The sequence below is a fragment of the Pedobacter jaeyakensis genome (genome assembly GCF_054461315.1).
On the sequence record NZ_CM136921.1, the window covers coordinates 4,386,678 to 4,409,681 of the forward strand.

11 protein-coding genes, 3 tRNA genes and 3 rRNA genes are annotated in these 23,004 nt (G+C 38.7%); 5 read left to right on the forward strand and 12 right to left on the reverse strand.

The features are described 5' to 3' along the window. Positions 1-2: 2 nt before the first annotated feature. Positions 3-1,004 (reverse strand): tRNA (adenosine(37)-N6)-threonylcarbamoyltransferase complex transferase subunit TsaD, encoded by a 1,002-nt coding sequence (gene tsaD / locus ACXZ1K_RS19350; protein ID WP_458971331.1) that lies wholly within the window; start codon positions 1,002-1,004, stop codon positions 3-5. Between the two features lie 77 nt (positions 1,005-1,081). Between tsaD and ACXZ1K_RS19355 the strand changes: the two genes are divergently transcribed. Then, positions 1,082-5,494: a translocation/assembly module TamB domain-containing protein gene (locus ACXZ1K_RS19355; protein WP_458971332.1), complete on the forward strand. Its 4,413-nt coding sequence runs from the start codon at positions 1,082-1,084 to the stop codon at positions 5,492-5,494. Here the strand turns inward: ACXZ1K_RS19355 and ACXZ1K_RS19360 are convergent, their stop codons facing one another. The 3 genes from ACXZ1K_RS19360 to ACXZ1K_RS19370 all read right to left on the reverse strand — a co-directional run bounded on the left by ACXZ1K_RS19360 (position 5,495) and on the right by ACXZ1K_RS19370 (position 8,659). Then, positions 5,495-6,706 (reverse strand): bifunctional 3,4-dihydroxy-2-butanone-4-phosphate synthase/GTP cyclohydrolase II, encoded by a 1,212-nt coding sequence (locus tag ACXZ1K_RS19360; protein ID WP_458971333.1) that lies wholly within the window; start codon positions 6,704-6,706, stop codon positions 5,495-5,497. Positions 6,707-6,826: 120 nt separating this feature from the next. After that, positions 6,827-8,248, reverse strand: a complete 1,422-nt coding sequence (locus tag ACXZ1K_RS19365) for an LptF/LptG family permease (protein WP_458971334.1) — start codon at positions 8,246-8,248, stop codon at positions 6,827-6,829. A gap of 30 nt (positions 8,249-8,278) precedes the next feature. Beyond that, positions 8,279-8,659 (reverse strand): START-like domain-containing protein, encoded by a 381-nt coding sequence (locus tag ACXZ1K_RS19370; protein ID WP_458971335.1) that lies wholly within the window; start codon positions 8,657-8,659, stop codon positions 8,279-8,281. A gap of 103 nt (positions 8,660-8,762) precedes the next feature. Between ACXZ1K_RS19370 and ACXZ1K_RS19375 the strand changes: the two genes are divergently transcribed. The 4 genes from ACXZ1K_RS19375 (at position 8,763) to ACXZ1K_RS19390 (ending at position 12,401) form a co-directional block, all read left to right on the forward strand. After that, a tRNA-Met gene (locus ACXZ1K_RS19375) sits at positions 8,763-8,836 on the forward strand. A gap of 985 nt (positions 8,837-9,821) precedes the next feature. Further along, positions 9,822-10,772, forward strand: coding sequence for a hypothetical protein (locus ACXZ1K_RS19380; protein WP_458971336.1), 951 nt, complete (start codon positions 9,822-9,824; stop codon positions 10,770-10,772). A 307-nt stretch (positions 10,773-11,079) separates the two neighbouring features. Next, positions 11,080-11,757 (forward strand): hypothetical protein, encoded by a 678-nt coding sequence (locus tag ACXZ1K_RS19385; RefSeq protein WP_458971337.1) that lies wholly within the window; start codon positions 11,080-11,082, stop codon positions 11,755-11,757. 182 nt (positions 11,758-11,939) lie between these two features. Further along, positions 11,940-12,401 carry a JAB domain-containing protein gene (locus ACXZ1K_RS19390; RefSeq protein ID WP_458971338.1) on the forward strand — a complete coding sequence of 154 codons (462 nt, stop codon included), beginning with the start codon at positions 11,940-11,942 and terminating at the stop codon, positions 12,399-12,401. Between the two features lie 114 nt (positions 12,402-12,515). Here the strand turns inward: ACXZ1K_RS19390 and ACXZ1K_RS19395 are convergent, their stop codons facing one another. From ACXZ1K_RS19395 to ACXZ1K_RS19430, 8 genes are all read right to left on the reverse strand, one after another. Next, positions 12,516-13,031 carry a hypothetical protein gene (locus ACXZ1K_RS19395; RefSeq protein ID WP_458971339.1) on the reverse strand — a complete coding sequence of 172 codons (516 nt, stop codon included), beginning with the start codon at positions 13,029-13,031 and terminating at the stop codon, positions 12,516-12,518. A 354-nt stretch (positions 13,032-13,385) separates the two neighbouring features. After that, positions 13,386-14,324: a hypothetical protein gene (locus tag ACXZ1K_RS19400; protein ID WP_458971340.1), complete on the reverse strand. Its 939-nt coding sequence runs from the start codon at positions 14,322-14,324 to the stop codon at positions 13,386-13,388. A gap of 179 nt (positions 14,325-14,503) precedes the next feature. Further along, a complete protein-coding gene (locus ACXZ1K_RS19405; protein WP_458971341.1) occupies positions 14,504-16,264 on the reverse strand; it encodes a S8 family peptidase in 1,761 nt (586 codons plus the stop codon). Between the two features lie 277 nt (positions 16,265-16,541). Next, positions 16,542-16,653 (reverse strand): 5S ribosomal RNA (gene rrf, locus ACXZ1K_RS19410). Between the two features lie 158 nt (positions 16,654-16,811). Further along, positions 16,812-19,690: ribosomal RNA gene (locus ACXZ1K_RS19415) — 23S ribosomal RNA — on the reverse strand. A gap of 290 nt (positions 19,691-19,980) precedes the next feature. Next, positions 19,981-20,057 (reverse strand) — tRNA-Ala (locus ACXZ1K_RS19420). A 15-nt stretch (positions 20,058-20,072) separates the two neighbouring features. Next, a tRNA-Ile gene (locus ACXZ1K_RS19425) sits at positions 20,073-20,147 on the reverse strand. A gap of 117 nt (positions 20,148-20,264) precedes the next feature. Next, positions 20,265-21,787: ribosomal RNA gene (locus ACXZ1K_RS19430) — 16S ribosomal RNA — on the reverse strand. Together the 16S, 23S and 5S rRNA genes with 2 tRNA genes alongside form the textbook arrangement of a ribosomal RNA operon. Positions 21,788-23,004: the final 1,217 nt, after the last annotated feature.

Here is a 23,004-nt window from a genome sequence, read left to right on the forward strand (position 1 = left end):
AATTAAAATTCCATTCTGGATAAAGGGGCAACATCTTGTCCCACAAAATCTCTATCCACATATTTATAATGACCAGCAATAGCAATCATAGCAGCATTATCGGTACAATATTCAAACGCTGGTATGTAAACTTTCCAATTTTGTTCTATCGCCATTTCATTTAAAGCAACTCTTAAACCCGAATTAGCAGAAACCCCACCCGCAATAGCAATTTGATCGATACCATATTCTTTGGCAGCCTTTTTTACTTTATTAAGAAGAATACTAACAATACTAAATTGTACAGATGCGCAAATATCATTTAAATTCTCCACTATAAAATTTTCATTCTGCTTTTCTTGCGCCCTGATGAAATATAAAATAGAAGTCTTAAAACCACTAAAACTAAAATCAAGACCTTTTATTTGGGGTTCAGCAAACTTAAAGGCTACTGGATTGCCCATTTTTGCATGCTTATCGATCAAAGGACCGCCTGGATAAGGAAGATTCAAAATTTTAGCGGTCTTGTCAAACGCTTCACCAGCAGCATCATCCAGCGTTTCTCCAATAATCTCCATATCCGAGTAGCTTTTCACCAAAACAATTTGTGTATGTCCTCCGGATACGGTAAGACAAAGAAAAGGAAATTCGGGTTTCGGGTCATCAATAAAATGCGCCAGAATATGGGCATGCATATGATTAACTGATATTAAGGGCAAGTTCAATGCCATCGCAAAAGATTTTGCAAAGGAAACCCCAACCAGCAATGAACCTAGCAAGCCGGGGCCCTGTGTAAAGGCAACAGCATTCAGATCATTTTTGTTAACTTTAGCATCGATTAAAGCCTGCTGAATTACCGGAACAATATTTTGCTGATGAACCCTAGAGGCGAGCTCAGGAATGACGCCTCCATAATTTTGATGAATAGTTTGGTTTGCAATAACATTGGCAGTAATTTTGCCGTTGTTACTTATAGCAACCGAGGTTTCATCACAAGAAGATTCAATAGCAAGTATTATCGACACGTTTTATTTTATTAAGCTACAAAACTATTAAAAAACTATTAAAAATACTTCTTTGGATCGTTGCATCAATTATATTATTGATTGCGATTATTTTATTTTCCATTCAATTTAAGCCGGTTCAAACTTATGTAGCAAAAAAAGCTGCCGCTTATCTTTCAAAAGAATTAAATACAACAATATCTTTAAGCGGCCTTTACATCAAACCGTTCAAGTCCGTCGTACTGGAAAACCTGGTCGTCCTAGATTTACAAAAAGATACAATTTTAAACACATCCGAATTTCTGGTTGACATAAACGATTTTTCCCTGAAACGAAGAGTCATTGGTATCAGTACCGTTCAAATTAATAATGGACGATTTTTCCTAAAATCCTATAAAGACAGGTCTACAAATCTTGATTTTATCATCAATTATTTTAGCTCAGGATCACCAAAAGTTAAAAGTAAGAAGAAGCCATATGAGGTTTCGTTTGATAGAGTCATACTTAACAACATTTCATTCAAATATAAAAACCTGCGGGTAGACACCCTGATTAATGGAGTAAATTTTGACGACATAGAACTAAATGCGCTAAATGGAATATTTGAACAACTGAATACATCTGAACATATTTTGCAGGCCAATATCAAAAACCTCAACTTTAAAGAAAAAAGTGGTTTCTATTTAAAGAATCTTACTTCATTTGCAACAATAGATTCCAACCAAATAGAGCTTAAAAAATTAATGCTGGTAACCAATAAAAGCAGATTATCAGATTATTTTAAAATGAGTTTTACAAAATATAGCGATTTTAGAGATTACGTCAATAAGGTAAGGATGAAGGCGAATTTCAAAAACAGCTTTCTTTCTTCGGGCGATGTGAGATATTTCACTTCAGAACTAGACAATATAAACCTGAATTTAGAACTAGATGGACAGATTTCCGGTTTGGTAAATAACCTGAAGGCGAAGAAGCTATCTGTTAAAGCGGGTAAGGCGACGTACATCAAAGGCGATTTCATTTTAAAGGGTTTACCAAACATTAAGGATACCTTCATGGATTTGAAGATCGAAATGGCCGGCACTAACAAGACCGACCTTGATGAAATCTTAACTGGCATAACAGGAAAGAGGTCAAAGTTAGTTCCAACCATTATCAATAAGTTCGGTAACATTAATTTTAATGGTTCTTTTACAGGCTTTCAAAATGATTTTATTGCCTACGGCGAGTTTAAAACTAAACTTGGCCGTGTTATCTCAGATGTAAACATGAAGATCGATAAGCAGGGGGTACCCTCTTATGTTGGAAATGTTAAGGCTTATGATTTCAATCTTGGAACGCTGATAAATGAGAAAATGCTTGGCCGAATTTCAGCAAAACTATATGTTAAAGGTAGAGGCACAGAAGTTAAAAGCCTGTCAGAAAAACTGAATGGTGATATTGATTATATTGATTTTAACAATTACAGGTACAGAAATGTAAAAATTGACGGCACATTTGTTAAAAAATATTTTGACGGCTCAGTAAAAATCAATGACAAAAATGTGCAATTGGCATTCGATGGTGGTGTAAACCTTAACCCTACCCTACCTGTCTTTAATTTCAATGCAACTATTAAAAATGCTAAACTAAAAGCGCTCAAACTGTATAAAGATTCGCTAAAAATAGATGCTAAGTTCAATACTAATTTTTCAGGCAATAGCTTAAATAACATACAGGGCCGGTTAATGATTCAGGAAATCAGGCTGGATAATGTAAAAGGAATATATAATATTGATTCAGTAAGATTGCAAGCAAGCGGTTTAGGACGAGATAGAACACTAACGATTAACTCTGATATATTGGATGCCAGTTTAAAAGGCCAGTACGACCTAAACACTATAGTGCCCTATTACACAGCGCTGGCAAAAAGATACATCCCATCATTAAAGGCCAACAACTTAAAATATGGCGATCAGATTTTTGATCTTGATTTAAAAATCAAAAAGTTCGAGCCTATAGCAGAATTAGTAGCTCCAGGACTGGAAATTGAAGATCAGGCAATATTAATTGGGAAATTTGATTCGCCGAATAATATTGCAACATTGAATGGGTTTGTGAAAAAGCTAAAATACAAGGGAGTAATCGTTAACAACATTATTTTGGATGAGAACACATCCACTAATCAATTGCAAGCAACTGTTACTTCTGATAGAGTAGATCTTAATGATAGTCTGTATATCAAGAATGTAAACATTTCCAATATATTAAGGAATGATAGTCTGGCATTAAACGTTAAGTTATCCAACTCTGATGATGTCAACCAACTAGATTTAAACGGGCTCGTCGAGTTTTCAAGTGACACAACGGCAAAAATCAGTGTGCTGCCTTCGATTCTTAAAATTAATAGTGAAGACTGGAAAATACAGGAAAAAGTACGTATAAGTTTCCATAATGGTAAGACGGAAATTTCAAACTTTGACCTGAGCAATGGAACTCAACTTTTAACAGTTGATGGCACGCTCTCAGATTCTCCGGCAGATCTGTTACTTATTGGGTTTAAAGATTTTGATCTAAAAACAGTAAATCCATTTGTTAAGACTTTAGGTGTCAGATTGTCTGGGAAAGCCAATGGGGAAACTAAACTTTACAACGTATTAAAAGCACCCAGAATTTCTGATAACTTGAAAATCGACTCTTTAAGATTCAACAATACTTATATAGGTACATTAACAGACACATCATCATACGACAGATCCAAAAATGCAGTAAATATTTTCACGAATATAGTTTCCAACAATAAAGAAACGCTAAAAGCTAACGGTACCTTTGACTTGGAAAAGAAAGACATTGATATGGGTATCAAACTCGATCAAAGTGAACTGGCTGTACTGGAGCCCTTCGTAAAAAAGCTAGTTTCAGGTTTGAAGGGGCACATCTCTGCAGACCTCACAGTTAAGGGTCCTTTTAGTAAACCTGCCATCAATGGCGAAATTTCCTTTGACCAGGGAACAATTACGATCAATTATCTGAAGACAGCTTATACCATCTCAGATAAGGTAAGTGTAGATAATAGCGTAATTAAGATAGACGACTTCAAATTAAATGATGTAGAGCAAAACCAAGCCGTTGCAAACGGATCAGTTGACTTAAATGATCTCAATAACCCAACTATAGACGTAACCGTAAATGCAAAAAACTTCATGGCCCTTAATACCACAGCGAAAGACAATCCGCTTTATTTTGGGCGTGCATATGGCACAGGTATATTTAAGTTCAAAGGGCCAACGAATAAAATATTTATAGATATAAATGCCAAAACAGAACGGGGAACAGTATTCAATCTACTCCTAAATAGCTCAGAGACTGTTTCAAATAAAGATTTTATTACTTTCGTAAGCAGGGATACATCCAGGGTTGTTAAAAGAGAAACTAATTTTGATGGACTTACCATGAGTCTTAAATTAGACGTTGACGCAAACAGCACCGCAAACATATTTACAAGTCTAGGCAACCTTTCAGGTCGTGGATACTCAAAAAATCTTGATTTAAACATCAATAGTTTAGGTGATTTTGAGATGTCTGGGGACTACATTATCGAGAGCGGTAGCTTTGATTTTACTGCACAAGAAATTATTAACAAGAAATTTCAGATCAGGCAAGGTGGAACAATCCGGTGGACCGGCAATCCGACTACCGCACAAATAAATTTGAAGGCGATATACTCGCTTAGGGCGAGTTTAAGCGATCTTTATACAGCAGCGAACCGTGAGGCTAGAAACTCAAGTGAACGTGTTCTAACTGAAGTAGAAATGGGTCTTACTGAACTGCTGTTAAAACCGAAAATAACTCTGGATATATTTTTTCCTTCAAATCCTTCAATCAAAGAAGAACTTCAATCCTACTTCAACGATGAAAACAACAGAAATTTACAAGCATTAAGTTTAATTGTTAGAAGAAGTTTCGCACCAGGAACAGGTAAAGAAGATTTAGGAAAACAACTAACTTCTGGGGTAGCAAGTACTGCTACAGAATTATTATTTAATCAGTTCAACAATGTGTTGTCATCCTTAAATCTAAATTTTGTTGATATCAATATAAGATCACTCAGTGAAGCTAATGCCTCTTTCAGGCTGTTTAACGACAGGGTAATCCTAAATGCAGGTATCATAGACCGACGCAGCACAAATGACCTCTCACCAATTGGTTTCACAAAAAATAATGTAGGAGGTGAAGTTGAAATTCTAACCCTTATTAAAAAGGATGGTACGCTGGTAGGTAAAATAGCAAACAAACCTCCTGCACAGGTGAACAACTTTCTTGGCCTAAGCCAGAATAATAACGTGACTTCTCTTGGCTTGATATACACCCAGCAGTTTGATTCTTTCCATGAATTTTTACAGAAAATTTCTGGTCAGTATAAAAAGAGTCAAAAACAAAAAGATGAAGAGCAAAAACCTGTACCTGCGAAACTACCTGTAACCACCCCTTCAGCCACAATACCAGAAAAGAAAGACTTAAAGAAAAAGTAACTAGCCTTTCATAATTTGGTGCCCCATCTTATCTCTTTTAGTTCTAAGATATTGCTCATTGTGCACGTTACTTTCTATTTCGATTGGTATATTTTCTACAATTTCCAGCCCATAACCTATTAATCCTGCTCTTTTAGTAGGATTGTTAGACATTAGCTTCATCTTCTTTACTCCTTGTGCACGTAAAATTTGGGCCCCAACTCCATAATCACGCTCGTCACCTTTAAATCCAAGCTTAATGTTCGCCTCAACTGTGTCTAATCCTGCGTCTTGCAAATTATAGGATCTCAATTTATTGACAAGTCCGATCCCCCGGCCTTCCTGGTTCATATACACAATCACACCTTTCCCTTCTTTATCAATCATCTCCATAGCTTTGTGCAGTTGTGGACCACAATCGCATCTGCACGAACCGAAAATATCGCCTGTTACACAAGAACTGTGAACTCTGGTTAGAACGGGTTCATCTTCATTCCATTCACCCTTGCTAATTGCAAGATGTGTAGCATTGGTATCAAGCTGAGTATACGCAGTCATTTTAAAATCACCCCATTCCGTAGGAAGGTTAACGGTAACTTCCGCTCTAATTAAACTTTCCTTACTTAGCCTGTATGCGATCAGATCTTCGATCGAAATTATACTCAATTGATGTTGAGCAGCAATTTTAAACAAATCAGGTAACCTTGCCATTTCACCATCATCCTTCATGATCTCCACAAGTACACCCCCAGGCTCAGCACCGGCAAGCTTGGCTAAGTCAATAGAAGCTTCGGTATGTCCGGATCTTCGTAACACTCCTCCATCCTTAGACCGCAATGGGAAAATATGTCCAGGTCTACCTAATTCCTCTGGGTTTGTGTTTGGGTTAATTAAGGCCTTTATAGTCTTCGATCTATCAGATGCAGAAATTCCAGTGGTACAGCCATGACCGATAAGGTCAACAGAAACAGTGAAATTAGTTTCATGAACGGCAGTGTTTTTATTCACCATCAGTTCCAGTCCAAGTTCATCACAACGTTCCTCTGTTAAAGTGGCACATATTAACCCTCTTCCATATGTGGCCATAAAATTTATTACTTCAGGAGTCGCATTACCAGCAGTGGTTACAAAGTCACCCTCATTTTCCCTGTCTTCATCATCAACTACGATAATCACTTTACCTGCCTTTAAATCAGCAATGGCTTCTTCTATCGTATTAAGTTTGATTTCCATTTTTATTTTATTCAAAGATTAACACCAATCGGTTGATTAGTTTAATATATGGCAAAGTTACAATCTTAAGCATCAATAATGCTTAATAAAATTATCACAAATAAGTAATGTAATTTGAGTCTAGCGCTGAGCTTTTCTCTTAAACAAATTCATAGCGATCTGTTTAAAATAGTTAACATCGAAAAGTGCAGAATCAACTGTTGCCTTGTAGGTCAAAAATGCTCCAAGGGGTGAAAGTACAAATATGGATAGCCACATGCCGAAAAATGCATTTAGTGAACCAGTGGTTGCAGATTTCTCCGAAACAGTTGCAATGATATGATATAGTAAAAAGAAAACAATCGCCATCACAACAGGCAAACCTAAACCTCCCTTTCGAATAATTGCCCCTAAAGGAGCACCAATAAAGAAAAGAAGTAAACAAGAAGCAGCTAGTGTAAATTTCCGTTGATATTCCATCTTCACTTTGATGATGCTTTTTGTTCGGTCGTCATGATCAGTAATCCTGCCATAAGTAGTCTGCTTAATTGACGTGGCCAGGTCCATTGCTGCTTGAACTACCGCAAGTCGTTTAGAGGATGGCACTAAATCCAAAATATTTTTACCAATCTTTTTAGGCTTGGTCTTTATTTTTGTGTAACCCTTCACAAAGTTATACTGCTTGTAATAGGTTCCTATGCTGGTGGCTGCAAATTTATCAATGCTGTCGAGCTCATTAGAAAGAGAATCTCTCTTTTTTACAAGCCCCTTTAAATTAAGCATTTGGGTATTCCCTCTAAAATCCTGCTCATTAGTACGGCTCATCTTAAAACTTGAAATATCAAATTTCTGGTCGGTTTCACCAAATCTCATTCGAGTGAGCTCCTGCCTTGGATTATTATAAGTATTTCTGCCCTGAGATTCCTCATATCTGATACCGTCCTTTAATTTTAACAACAGGAATTGGTCATTACTAGACATCTCTCCCTCCTTGGCGATAATGATCTTCGCAATACCCGAGGTATTGGTATGATCATAGATCATCACATTATGAAGCGTTCCGTCTTTACTCTTTTTATCAACCCGGATGGAATATCCTGGTATACTGTTATTAAAGATCCCCTCCTTTATTAAAAAAGACAATTTTTTATTTCTGATATCCCACAAGAGCGAACCAAATTTCAAATTTGCTTTTGGGAGCATATAGTCTGAAAAAAGAAAAGACCCGATAGCAAGGCCGATGATCAGGACAAACAAAGGCATCATGGCTTTCTGTAAAGATACGCCGGCAGACTTAATCGCTACTAGTTCATAATTTTCACCTAACGTTCCGAATGTCATGATCGAAGACAAAAGCACCGAAAGTGGCAAAGCCATGGAAACATTAGAGGCAGAGGCATAGTACATCAATTCTAAAATGGTGTACCATTCAAAACCTTTACCAATGAGGTCGTCTACGTACTTGAATAAAAATAACATGAGCAGTATAAACATCACGATAAAGAACGTAACGATAAACGGCCTGATGAATGCTTTTAAAAGAAGTAAATGGATCTTTTTCAAGCTACAAAGTTAGAAAAAGACATGAAAAGATTATGCACCAATTACACTGTGCAGATAGGTGATTTGATTATCCCATATCAGTGTTCGTTCTGCAAGTGTTTCATCTGTTGCAAAGTCAGTAATAGAGAGCGCTACATCATTTGTCAATTCGTCTTGTACAATTTCCATTTCAAAATAGCAATGTGGTTCATCATCTACCCATTTAAATTTTACAAGCTTATTTTCCTTTATACTTAACAGTTTTGCCTTTTGAATTTCATCATCCCAGGTAAATGTATAGACTTGATCTCTAAAAACAACGTCATCAGCGAACCATTGAGATAAACCATTTGGTTCACTTATAAAACTAAATAAAATACGAGGAGATGATCTTAGCTCATACTCCAGAGTAAACTTCTTCTTATCCGACATTGATTAATTCTTATACCTGAATTATTAGACTAATTTTTTACTATTTGTTTCTAAAGAAAAGTAATTTATTCTATATTTGCAACTCTTAAAAAATAAGATTTCCGGCGGGGTAGCTCAGATGGTTAGAGCGCAGGATTCATAACCCTGAGGTCGGCAGTTCGATCCTGCTCCCCGCTACCTGGATTAAATCCCCTGACTTAAATAGTTAGGGGATTTTTTATTTAAACCAACTGATAATTAATCATTTAAGCTACAAAGTTGATATACATCTGCTTATTATAAATATAGCAATTTAAGAATTGAGATACAATTTTTATAGCTTATTTATATAGTTTGGCGCATCTGTTGGCGCAATATTATTGTGAATTTCTTCAAACAAATGGCTTTTTAGTGCTTAGATGAACGTTGTACTATGAAAAACGATAAAATTCTAAAAATCCATTTATAACTTTACTATTTATTAAAAAGAGACAGATGAAATCTCAAAGTGAAATATTCCCTTTAAGTGCACATTTCACCAAAAGTGACCCCACCATTTCGCTGCAAAGTGGCCGCAAATTAGAAAACCAAGTAAATTAAAAAGTTCCCTTCTCTCTGAACCAAATTAATCAACACTTCGGAATTATCATCTCTCACCAAAAAATCTCATCCAATCCAACTTCAGATTACATTTTCCCAGGAATTGGCGCTCCAGACTGCCTTCATCACCAAATTCGAGCCTTAACGTCAAATAAGGCGATTTAAAAGCTCCAAAATCATAGATCGACCAAAGGCCCAGTTTAGGGGGGATAAGTGCTTTTTAAAGACCTTAAAATCGCCTCCTCGGAGAAAAATAAATACAGACGGTTTAACTAGAAAAAGCGGTTACAGACCTAAAAACGGCCACTTTGCAGCGAAATAAGGGGGTCAGTTTACTGCGGAATAAGGTGTCACTTTAAATGCGGAACGAGTGGACACTTTTGGCGAAATACCCAGTATGCAACTTTTTCCGTATGTTATCAATCGCATACTGCTATATTGGACTAATTAAACAAATTAACATGCTCGAAGCAGACCAGAGGGTAATGTCAGTTGTGAATGATTGAGCTGATTACTGATGTATTCCTTGAAATTCGATTGTTATTAAAGGTGATTTTATGTACTTTGCTACAAAATTAACCTCATGATTGAAAAACTAAATCCCATTCAAAGAGAACGAGCTGATCGGCTAGAAACACAACTGAAAACAGCGGTAAGAAAACGAGATATTGAATCTGCAAAAAGAGTTATAGTAGATTTGCAACCGATTTATCAATCTACTGGCAATACTGCCAAGCTTATGCAAGCCAAGATACGTTTGTATGAATTAAGTATGGATACTGGGTTACTGGCTAACGCTACTAACGGATTGAGTAGTATTAGAGTTGCGGTTAATAAAAATACCAGAACTTATCTTGAAGCATCAGTATTGCTGGCAATTTGTTATCTTAGGTTAAAAGAGTTGGGGAAAGCAGAGCCAATAATACGAGAGGTTTTAATTAATGATGATGTTATCAAATCCATTGAAAAGCGAAAGGCATTTAGAAAAAACATGATTGAGCGTTTTGATGAAGAAGGATTACTGTATGCTCTAAGCGAAGATGTACCAACTATTGCAAAACACAATTACTCAGAAATTCAAGAAGCAGCTGTATCATTATTAAGATCGAATTACGATACTCAAGATTTGTTTGACAGAATCGGTAGTGATGTTCCTTCATCTGCTAAAAACGTTTTACTCAGGGTTGATGAATTTTCTAAAAAGCAATTACCTAGTGCAGAGAGAATTGCAATTCAGTCTGGGGCTGAAAATTTAGAAAACAAGAAGGTTGGCAAAACATTGTTTAGCTCTATGAAGAGGGTGGTTTATAATTCAATCTGTGATAAGGATAGTGAAATCTATAAAGAATGGTACCAAGGCGGATTAACAACTGTTACTAGCATGATTACAGTTTTGGTTGCCGATGCATTTCATAGCCTTAATATCGCTATTCGAGGTATCATCGTGACTGTTTCAGCACTCATTATCAAATTTGGCATTGCTATTTATTGTGAACACAATAAGCCTTCAGGAATACTAGACTTAAGAGCATAGATCAAAATTATTAGTAATGATATACCTTGTCCACGGAATTGCTTCAATAGTATTGTTTTTTTTAGTGAACTTCATTGGTCAACATACACCATCGAATTTAGGATATTATCAATTAACCACATTTCTAAGAACAGAGGAAGCTCCAGCTTTTAACTTTCTGATAAGAGTTCTTACTCCGACCGTATTTACAATATTGTTGAGTTCTATATTTTACGCAATTCACAAAGATCAATTTGTGCGAAATATTTATTTTGTGACACTGTATTACGTGTTATTTCGAGCAATTTTTAACATAGCTATAAATAGGATGATATTGATAAATTGGACTAAGCAACTATTGTACTCAGCTTCAATTGTCGGTTTAGCATACGTCGTATACAGGAAGATTATCCTTACAAAATCGAATTTGTTGCCAGATTTTAACAACATTGCAAATGAGTTATGGATCATAATCATAATATTCCTTTACAGCATCATCAACAACATACAAATACCAACAACTGGCATTGAGAAGAGAAAAGCTAAGTTTATTGAAGTGCAATTCAGCGAAATAAACCGCAAATTTGGTCCGCTAATATCGCAGCTGTCGAACAACGGTAGATTGAGGCAACTAGCTCTAGCAATAATTATCTATGAAAGTTTTAATCGCCCTTTCCTGTTCAGAATTCTAGAATATCTAAGTCATTTATTTATTAGCAAGCCTCATACCTTAGGGATTATGCAAGTTCGGACAACTAAGTTTATTGGTGATAAAGAAAGTGTTAGATTGGGTATACAAAAGTTACTGGAGCAATTGTCGGTATTGCAAAAAGAATTTGATAACGACTTAGAGGAATATAGTACTGAGTACAAAGACAGATCATATCAACAGAAACTTATTGAGAATTATAACCCTGACGTAGTATATTCTTATGAGATATTAGAATTGGCTGATACGCTGAATGAAAGGTATTTTCGCAATGCTACAAAAACCTTATTTACCTAACGAGTTAGTATAAATGTTAGCAGGGATTTAATAATTATTTTACGAAAATAACCTTACATTCATCACGCTTCAAGAAATTCCGGCATAAACCCACCACCCAAACCACAATCTATTTATTCCGTTGCTTCTTGGCTTAGAATTCTTTTAAAGCTTGTCGCAGTACCATAATTAATTTAAATCATATGGTACAAAAACAAACATTATTTGCAGTTTCAGAAGTTGAGCTTATCTACAAAGTTAAAGCTAACTTAACGGAACGCCCTAAGCTAACCTGTTCAAAGGATTCCTATAAGGTTATTATCAGTAATTGGAATCTTGACAGGATAGAACTTTGTGAAGAGTTTAAGATTGTTTTGTTAAACAGAGCAACCAGAGTACTTGGTATATCAACAATATCTCAGGGTGGAACAGCAGGAACTTTTGTTGATCCTAAGCTTGTATTTACAACGGCATTGAAAGCTAATGCATCTAGTATTATATTGGTTCACAATCATCCAAGCGGGAATTTAAAACCAAGTGAGCAAGATCTGCGGTTGACTGCTAAGCTAGTTCAAGCAGGCAAGTATTTAGATTTAGATGTAATAGATCATTTAATTGTTAGCCCAAGAGGTTACTATAGCTTAGGGGATAACTGGTTAATGTAAGCCGCAGATCCTGAACTTATTAACCTTGTATTAAATTCCATATTCAATTTACTCACAAAAAACTTCGCTTAAATTTCTTAGTCGAAGTTATAAACTTAATCGTCTATTATATAATTATGGACTGGTGGTGGTATCCATTAAGTCATCCTCACTAATCATGCTAATGTCTGAAAATAATATTTCTATAACTGAATTCTCAATTTCATAAAAACTAAGTCTTTTTTTTCTTCCATACCATAAAGAAGCTTTCGGATCGTAATCATGGCTAACGGGACCAAAATTTTTAACGCAATAAGCCTTCAACTTTTGCATATTCGATTTATTGGTATACATAGTGATTGAACTGAGCTTATCGCTGGAAAAATCTAAATAAATGGAATCAATTTTTATTCCCTCGTGCATTATCGGAACTTTCGAGAAACGACGTTTTGAATGATCTAAATCTGGCTTAGCCTTGAATTTCTTATAAAGCTTTGGAGGACTTCCGAATATAAAATCGCCAAAGCCCACCGTATTATCTAGCACCTTCTGCCCCTGTCGACGTGTCAATCCAACGTTCTTCTGGCTCTGCCCGAAAGTTGAAATACTGAAAAATGATAGGACGGTAAAAATGATAAGAGTTAATTTCATATTTATGATATATTATAAGTAAACAGCTGCACTGCTTAAAAGGCAAGTTAACAATTTTATTTATTAGATTGCTGCCTAAGTCTTAACGTTTGACATTAATCATTTAATGCTAAAAAGACAGTAAAATAAAAGGGTTATACCCTAAATAATACTGTCCTAAAATTATCCACTTTATTAAAGTTCTGGTAAAACCTCTTTTAAACGTTCATCATTAATCTCACCCAGCCCCTTTAGATAATTGAGTGTGACTATCATATTTGAGTGCTGTAAAAGCTGCTGAACTATGTGAATGTCTTTTGTCTTTCGGTATACGTTCACAGCAGCCGTATGTCTAAAAGAATATAACGTTTGTTTCTAATTAATGATGCCGAGCTTTATCATTTCGGATTTAGCTCTTGAGGATTGTGTTTTAAAATAATCACTATTGAATTCAACCTCATTTTCTAAAGTAAAAATGTTCGCATAAGGTGCAGCTATATTTCCAAGACGTGCATGCAACGCTGTCTGAACATAAAGAGGAACATAGACATTCCGAATTCGACCACTTTTGTTTTCTTTACCAGATAACTGAATTTGAGTGAAATCATCGTTCAAATGTGATCGAGTTAGTAAACGTACTTCTTCATGGGGACGCAGAAAACATCCATACGTTAACAGGCAACAAAGATGTAAATTTGGATATTTCAATTTTAAAAACTCTAAAATGCTATGCAATTGGTCATGAGGATAAATGTCATGCAAGGTTGACTTACATTTTTGACTACCAGTTTTTAAAATGACATTATTACTTAAATACTCCTTTCTAACCATTTCAGAAAAAAACACAGATAGTGTTCTTCTCTTATTCATATAATGACGACTAGAGCTTTTGAATTGCGACAGAAAGCCTTCAACTTTAGAAATTTCTAGATTATACGCATAATCGTTTAAAATATGCTTTGGAATAAAGCTTAAAAATTGGTCGTATAACTTCTTAAGATCTCGTTTGTAAGTTGGGCTATAAGAAGAAGACAGCTTTTCGTTTAACACCTCGCTCAAAGCATCGATAAGTTTAACCTCTTTTGTATTTATTACAAACGGAGACCAACCTGCGCTAAGTGCCTTTTTGAATTCGAAATGCAATTTGTTTAATAGTTTATCCCGAGCACTAATCGTCTTGGAATGATTAGGATGGATTTTTAGATTCAGCCGATTCCCATTAGATTTTCGGAATCTCTGTCCATTAAAATAGAAAGAAACATAGGATCTCTTATCGAGCTCACCAGTTGAAACAATTGTTGGTTCTGTAAACATCTTTGGCGCATTAAATGGCGCAGATATTCATCTCACTTCATAATTTACTGATAATCAATCCTCCAGATGGTTAGAGCGCAGGATTCATAACCCTGAGGTCGGCAGTTCGATCCTGCTCCCCGCTACCTGGATTAAATCCCCTGACTTAAATAGTTAGGGGATTTTTTATTAATGCTTTTCTATTTTTTGTACTTATCGGCAAGCAAGATGGCTTGGTAGGCATTAACAACACCCCCACTAACACAGAGATCACTCATTGGAACTTTTAAGGTTTCCCCTTTTTCATTTCTATAGCGAACTTTCTGTTCTACTTTAACAACACTTTTCATGATGATGTCACGTATTTCAGATGGGCTGAGTTCGGGATGATAACTAAGGATCATAGCTGCGAGACCGGCTACAACAGGCGACGCCATACTCGTCCCATCAAATTCTTCATACTTTGAATTAGGTACGGTAGACTTAATCATGAAACCAGGCGCAAATACATCCACAGTATGCTTACCATAATTAGAGAAAGATGCCTTTAAAGTTGCGTCGTTTGCATATGCACTTGCGCCTACCTCAATCCAGTTGGTTGCGTGTGCAAAGCCAAACTTTGTAGTATCAGGTTGGATTTTTTTAAAATTAGATGGAGAAGGGTACCTTCCGCGTCTGTTCATAGGAACCTCAGGCTGTTCCGTCTTAATAATAGGCATAGCACCCATTTTTTTTCTCTGCGACTTCTGATAGGCAATTGCCTCTGGCGAATCATAATATTTATTAGGATAATTCTCTACTATATCATTATCATTGCTATCATTTCCAGCTGCATGTACAAGCAAAACACCTTTCTTTTCTGCATATTTTACTGCTTCATCCACTGCTTGTTTATCCCACTTAAATCCCTTGCCAAAACTCATATTAATGATACGAGCACCATTATCTACAGCATATCGAATACCATTAGCAACATCTTTATCCCTCTCATCACCCTCAGGTACAACTCTTACAGCCATGATGCTCACAGAATTCGATATCCCATTTATACCAATTCCATTGTCGCGTTTAGCACCTATAATTCCTGATACATGTGAGCCATGATCAGCATTAGGACCTGTTACATCATTGTTTCCATACTTTCTTTCATTGACATTAGCATAGTCATCACCCACTAATTGCTGCCTGGTATCATATTCTAAATTGAGATTATATCTAAGCATAACGTCGTATTGCTTATATGCTTCTCTCATATCCTTTACATATTTTTCGATACTTCCGCTCTCCTTTGCACCAGAACGGATTGCCTTCTTAACTTGTTCTTCTTCCTCGTTATCTGCAACATAATTGTCAAAGTCCTCTGCGGAAGGCACTTCCTTTTTTTTGACGCGGGCTACAGAATCAATTACGTGATTAATTAAGCTCAAATACCTAAAACTCTCATCAGCCTCATTATATTTTATTCCAAACTCTCGCCTGGCTTTATTAAATAAGTTAAATTCATCTCGTTGCACACTGTCTAAAACCGTAGATGGCAGAGTGGACTGGTAAAGTGGTTTATATTTTCTTATAATACGTACAAGTTCCAAATTGTCATACTCCAAATTGGCACCTTTGGAGCCGATGAAATTCCATCCGTGAATATCATCTACATATCCATTCCCATCATCATCAATTCCATTACCGGCAATTTCTTTTGTATTTGTCCAAAGAATATCCTTTAGATCCTCGTGTTTAATATCTACTCCACCATCAATAACAGCAACAATAATCTTCTCCTTAGGTTTTCTGTTCTTCAAGATCTCAGTATATGCCTTCTCAGTGCTGATCCCAAAGTAACCGTCCTTAGCTAAATCCAGATTAAACCAGTTAGCCGGAAGTTTAACATCTTTACTTTGAGAAAATACTGAGATATTTAAAAATAAAAGTAGTCCGACTACTAATACACTATTAGACTTCATTTTTCTTACGTTATAAGTTATCCAATGTACAATATACGGTAATATTTAGCCATGGATAGCGATTTCACATTTTTTAACAGTTTTGGTGATAAACGTATGTTTAGTGGTTTATTGGTGAATAGCTGAGCTGGTCAACAGGAAAGCTTGGTTAGGATTGTTTATGTTTTGAGGCTTGGGTCTCTCGCTGAGATTTTGTTTTGGGTGTTTGAGGTGTTTGATTTTGGTTTGTGTTATAAACAAGAATACCCTGTAGTTTTCACTACAGGGTATCTTTAAGATCTGGCACCGACCTACTCTCCCACGTGTTACCGCAGTACCATCGGCTCTGGTGGGCTTAACTTCTCTGTTCGGAATGGGAAGAGGTGGACACCACCGATATAGGCACCTGAATATTTTAAATGTTTAGCAGTTAGTATTTAGATTTTAGTAGTTAGCTAGTATCCGGACGATTTGTCTAAATACTAAGTACTATGTACTAAATACAACAGTAAACAATGACATATTATTGAAAGAAGTTAGTTAGGAAGAACAAACAACAGTTCTATGCTCTTGAAAGCTTCGGATTATTAGTATTACTCGACTTTGATGTCGCCATCTTTACATCTGTAACCTATCAACGTAGTAGTCTGCTACGGTCCTATATGGAATTCTCATCTCGTGGCTAGTTTCGCACTTAGATGCTTTCAGCGCTTATCTATTCCCAGCGTAGCTACTCTGCAATGCCCCTGGCGGAACAACAGATTCACTAGAGGCTAGTCCAACCCGGTCCTCTCGTACTAAGGTCAGCCCCACTCAAAATTCCAACGCCCACAACAGATAGGGACCGAACTGTCTCGCGACGTTCTGAACCCAGCTCGCGTGCCACTTTAATCGGCGAACAGCCGAACCCTTGGGACCTTCTCCAGCCCCAGGATGTGACGAGCCGACATCGAGGTGCCAAACCTCCCCGTCGATATGAGCTCTTGGGGGAGATCAGCCTGTTATCCCCAGCGTACCTTTTATCCTTTGAGCGATGGCCCTTCCATGCAGAACCACCGGATCACTATATCCGTCTTTCGACCCTGATCGACTTGTCTGTCTCACAGTCAAGCAAGCTTATGCTATTGCACTCCTCATACGGTTACCAAGCGTATTGAGCTTACCTTTGAAAGCCTCCGTTACCTTTTTGGAGGCGACCACCCCAGTCAAACTACCCATCAAACAATGTCCTCCATTAGATGGAGTTAGACACCGAATACAGAAAGGGTGGTATTTCAACGTTGACTCCACGACGCCTGGCGACGCCGCTTCATAGTCTCCCACCTATCCTACACATCCTGTATCCAATGTCAATGTTAAATTGTAGTGAAGGTGCATGGGGTCTTTCCGTCCCGTTGCGGGTACCCGGCGTCTTCACCGGGACCACAATTTCACCGAGCTCATGGCTGAGACAGCGCCCAGATCGTTACACCATTCGTGCAGGTCGGAACTTACCCGACAAGGAATTTCGCTACCTTAGGACCGTTATAGTTACGGCCGCCGTTTACTGGGGCTTCGATTCAATGCTTCTCCTTGCGGATGACATCCCCTCTTAACCTTCCAGCACCGGGCAGGTGTCAGGCCTTATACTTCATCTTTCGATTTTGCAAAGCCATGTGTTTTTGTTAAACAGTCGCCTGGGCCTTTTCACTGCGGCTGACATTGCTGCCAGCGCCCCTTCTCCCGAAGTTACAGGGCCATTTTGCCGAGTTCCTTAGCCATGATTCACTCGAGCACCTTAGAATTCTCTTCCCGGATACCTGTGTCGGTTTGCGGTACGGGTTTTTATAACCTGAAGCTTAGCGGTTTTTCTTGGAAGTCTGATTACCTGCGCTATCCACTTACCCGAAGGCTCGCGGTACTATCGGCGTTCAGCTAGGTCTGCGGATTTACCTACAGTCCCAATACCTACAGCCTTTAACGATCTATTCCGTCAGATCGCGGCAGTGTCACTACTCCGTCCCCACATCGCAGTTATAAAAAGTACGGAAATATTAATCCGTTGTCCATCGAATATCCCTCTCGGGTTCTCCTTAGGCCCCGACTAACCCTGATCCGATTAGCGTTGATCAGGAAACCTTATCCTTTCGGTGGGCGGGTTTCTCGCCCGCCTTATCGTTACTTATGCCTACATTTGCTTTTCCAGAAGCTCCACCACAACTTACGTCATAGCTTCGCTGCCGCTGGAATGCTCCCCTACCGTAATATTAATATTACCCATAGCTTCGGTGTACAATTTAATGCCCGTTTATTATCCATGCCCGATCGCTCGACTAGTGAGCTGTTACGCACTCTTTAAATGAATGGCTGCTTCCAAGCCAACATCCTAGCTGTCTATGCAATCGGACCTCGTTAGTTCAACTTAACTGTAACTTGGGGACCTTAGCTGATGGTCTGGGTTCTTTCCCTCTCGGCGCGTGACCTTAGCACCCCGCGCCTCACTGCAGTGTATATTAAATAGCATTCGGAGTTTGTCTGGATTTGGTAGGATTTGACTCCCCCGCACCCAATCAGTAGCTCTACCTCTAGTTAACTTAACCACCACGCTGTTCCTAAAAACATTTCGGGGAGTACGAGCTATTTCCCAGTTTGATTAGCCTTTCACCCCTACCCACAGATCATCCGGAAACTTTTCAACGTTTATCGGTTCGGTCCTCCAGTACGTGTTACCGCACCTTCAACCTGTCCATGGGTAGATCACAAGGTTTCGCGTCTACCTCCCCTGACTATACGCCCTATTCAGACTCGCTTTCGCTTCGGATCCGTGTCTTAAACACTTAACCTTGCCAGAGAAGAGTAACTCGTAGGCTCATTATGCAAAAGGCACGCCGTCACGCCACCTGGACGCTCCGACCGCTTGTAAGCACACAGTTTCAGGTTCTATTTCACTCCCCTGTTCGGGGTTCTTTTCACCTTTCCCTCACGGTACTGGTTCACTATCGGTCTCTCAGGAGTATTTAGCCTTACCGGATGGTGCCGGCAGATTCCCACAAGGCGTCTCCGACCTCGCGGTACTCAGGATACTACTAGACTAATGGTACTTACGTGTACGAGGCTCTCACTCTATATTGCCAGGCTTCCCATCCTGTTCCACTTCATTGCATTATAATCATATCGTAGTCCTACAACCCCACATATGCCGTAACATAAGTGGTTTGGGCTCTTTCCCGTTCGCTCGCCACTACTTAGGAAATCATTATTATTTTCTCTTCCTCTGCTTACTTAGATGTTTCAGTTCGGCAGGTTTGCGTATTATATACGACTAGTCTTCAACTAGCCAGGTTTCCCCATTCGGAAATCACCGGATCAATTCATATTTGCTAATCCCCAGTGCTTATCGCAGCTTATCACGTCCTTCATCGCCTCTGAGAGCCAAGGCATCCCCTGTGTGCTCTTATTTACTTTCTTCTCTCCATAGCCTTTTGCGCCTATGGAAATGCTTTTTTTGATCATTGTTAACTCTTTACGAACAAAATACATAGTACATAACTGCTACTAACTTCCCTGTCCGGATAAATCCTTCTGTTCAGTACATCGTAACGTGTACATAACTGTTTCTTCTGTCCAAGCTAACAACCTATCTATTGTTGTTTGCTCTTCTTTTTTAACTTCTTCCAATATGTCAAAGAACTTTTCAATCCCGGGTCGGCTGTTGCCAGTTTCCCTATTTCTGTACCTTTTATATTAAGTACCGGTGATGGTGGAGAATAACGGAGTCGAACCGTTGACCTCCTGCGTGCAAGGCAGGCGCTCTAGCCAGCTGAGCTAATCCCCCTTAAGATTCAATATGTAGTCCCGAGCAGATTTGAACTGCTGACCCCTACATTATCAGTGTAGTGCTCTAACCAAACTGAGCTACGGGACTAATTGTCTTTACTGCAGTATGAGAACACTATGTGATGTTTCATCCTATGGGTTTTCTTTTTTGAGATCTTGTGTCATTTATATCATTTTACGTAGCGAGTAGTCAATCCTACTCCAGAAAGGAGGTATTCCAGCCGCACCTTCCGGTACGGCTACCTTGTTACGACTTAGCCCCAGTTATCGGTTTTACCCTAGGACGCTCCTTGCGGTTACATACTTTAGGTACCCCCAACTTCCATGGCTTGACGGGCGGTGTGTACAAGGCCCGGGAACGTATTCACCGCGTCATTGCTGATACGCGATTACTAGCGAATCCAACTTCAAGAGGTCGAGTTGCAGACCTCTATCCGAACTGTGAATGGCTTTTTGAGATTTGCTTGCTGTTACCAGCTTGCTGCCCTCTGTACCATCCATTGTAGCACGTGTGTAGCCCCGGACGTAAGGGCCATGATGACTTGACGTCGTCCCCTCCTTCCTCTCTGTTTGCACAGGCAGTCTGTTTAGAGTCCCCACCTTAACGTGCTGGCAACTAAACATAGGGGTTGCGCTCGTTGCGGGACTTAACCCAACACCTCACGGCACGAGCTGACGACAGCCATGCAGCACCTAGTTTCGTGTGATTGCTCACTGATCTATCTCTAAATCATTCACTAACTTTCAAGCCCGGGTAAGGTTCCTCGCGTATCATCGAATTAAACCACATGCTCCTCCGCTTGTGCGGGCCCCCGTCAATTCCTTTGAGTTTCACCCTTGCGGGCGTACTCCCCAGGTGGAATACTTAACGCTTTCGCTTAGCCGCTAACTGTATATCGCTAACAGCGAGTATTCATCGTTTAGGGCGTGGACTACCAGGGTATCTAATCCTGTTTGATCCCCACGCTTTCGTGCCTCAGCGTCAATAAAACCATAGTAAGCTGCCTTCGCAATCGGTGTTCTGTGACATATCTATGCATTTCACCGCTACTTGTCACATTCCGCCTACCTCTAGTTCATTCAAGCTCATCAGTATCAAAGGCACTGCGATGGTTGAGCCACCGTCTTTCACCCCTGACTTAATAAGCCGCCTACGCACCCTTTAAACCCAATAAATCCGGATAACGCTTGGATCCTCCGTATTACCGCGGCTGCTGGCACGGAGTTAGCCGATCCTTATTCCTTCGGTACATTCAGCTTCCTACACGTAGAAAGGTTTATTCCCGAATAAAAGCAGTTTACGACCCAGAGGGCTGTCTTCCTGCACGCGGCATGGCTGGTTCAGAGTTGCCTCCATTGACCAATATTCCTTACTGCTGCCTCCCGTAGGAGTCTGGTCCGTGTCTCAGTACCAGTGTGGGGGGTCATCCTCTCAGATCCCCTAGTCATCGTCGCCTTGGTGGGCCGTTACCCCGCCAACTAGCTAATGACACGCATGCCCATCTTATTCCTATAAATATTTGATCATTACTCAATGCTGAGCTGTGATTTTATGCGGTGTTAATCCGAATTTCTTCGGGCTATCCCCCTGAATAAGGTAGGTTGCATACGCGTTACGCACCCGTGCGCCACTTTTCGATTAGTGCAAGCACCAATCTATCGTTCGACTTGCATGTATTAGGCCTGCCGCTAGCGTTCATCCTGAGCCAGGATCAAACTCTCCATTGTAAAATGTGTTGTTTGAACGCTGACCATTCTTAACTTAATTAATAATAGTCTTTATTCTATTTGTATTGTCTGATAGAAATTAACTCTAAAATAATAGCACCGGTATCATGTACTTTGAATCAGCACTCTCTTACCTCGCTACGCTATAAATGACATCTCTTTAATGAACTTGTCGGAATCTCCTCGCGGTTCTCCCTTCTATATCTTATAAACATGATCCCTATGTTTCTGCAAGGTCTTTATCATCCCCGCATCTGTTTAAAATCACATCCTTTCAATCTTTGTTATACTTACCAGACTCCGTCCGGTAAATCCCCGTTTTGTTGGGACTGCAAAGGTAAGAATCTTTTTGATCTTGTCAAGCTTTTTTTTATCTTTTTTTTAAAGTCCTTTAAAACCCTAAAACAAACAACTCAACAATCTCAATCCCTACCCCAGCTTATCAATGTACTAATCCCTAACTACCCCAATCCTTCTTATCCTTCCCTCCGTAGCGGGTTGCAAAAGTAGAAAAAATTTCAACCACACCAAACATTTATATCAACTAATTTGCTATCCTCAGCTAACACCCTAATAAACAACAAGAAAAAGTTTAGGATAAAGTTCATTCATCATTAGGTTCTACTAAGCTATTAAAAATTCAAACCGCCAATCCAAGGATTGAAACGATATATATCTTCTAAAAATTTATTAATCATCAACAATTAGATCCCAAATACCTCTACATTTAACTGGGATTTAAAGTGTAAAAAGAATAAAAACAAGATTAAATATCACCCATAATGAGATCAAAAAAATTATAATTGACAATTTACATGTAGCCTTTATTTGGCTTTAGGAAATAAAGTAGAAGCTCTGCATTACAAACAACGCTAATGTCGACAAGTCAATGCATAATAAGGCATTAAACTGGCTATTACATAGAATGGTTAATTAACATCTGTGCGAACTACACGCTAATTGGCTCCTATGTGTTTGGTTGAGTATCCTATAGGAGCATAAAGAACTACTAATGACTAACTATAATTAGTTAACCAGGCAGTTATTACCAATTGTTTCTTGAGTATCCATCACAACATTGTAAGGGTGTATACCCTGTCCAGAGATTTTTGTTTATTTCCTGTTTGCAGGAAGTAGGTGTGTATGTAGTGGGGCCGGTGCAGCGGCTGAGATTTTGTTTTGAGGTTTGAGGTTAGAGGTGTTGATTTTGGTTTTTG

Excerpts from the sequence above, each read along its gene's own strand:
- ACXZ1K_RS19360 (WP_458971333.1), bottom strand. The coding sequence starts at position 6,706 with ATGGAAATCAAACTTAATACGATAGAAGAAGCCATTGCTGATTTAAAG.
- ACXZ1K_RS19370 (WP_458971335.1), bottom strand. The coding sequence starts at position 8,659 with ATGTCGGATAAGAAGAAGTTTACTCTGGAGTATGAGCTAAGATCATCT.
- ACXZ1K_RS19380 (WP_458971336.1), top strand. The coding sequence starts at position 9,822 with ATGATTGAAAAACTAAATCCCATTCAAAGAGAACGAGCTGATCGGCTA.
- ACXZ1K_RS19385 (WP_458971337.1), top strand. The coding sequence starts at position 11,080 with ATGATATTGATAAATTGGACTAAGCAACTATTGTACTCAGCTTCAATT.
- ACXZ1K_RS19390 (WP_458971338.1), top strand. The coding sequence starts at position 11,940 with ATGGTACAAAAACAAACATTATTTGCAGTTTCAGAAGTTGAGCTTATC.
- ACXZ1K_RS19395 (WP_458971339.1), bottom strand. The coding sequence starts at position 13,031 with ATGAAATTAACTCTTATCATTTTTACCGTCCTATCATTTTTCAGTATT.
- ACXZ1K_RS19400 (WP_458971340.1), bottom strand. The coding sequence starts at position 14,324 with ATGTTTACAGAACCAACAATTGTTTCAACTGGTGAGCTCGATAAGAGA.
- ACXZ1K_RS19405 (WP_458971341.1), bottom strand. The coding sequence starts at position 16,264 with ATGAAGTCTAATAGTGTATTAGTAGTCGGACTACTTTTATTTTTAAAT.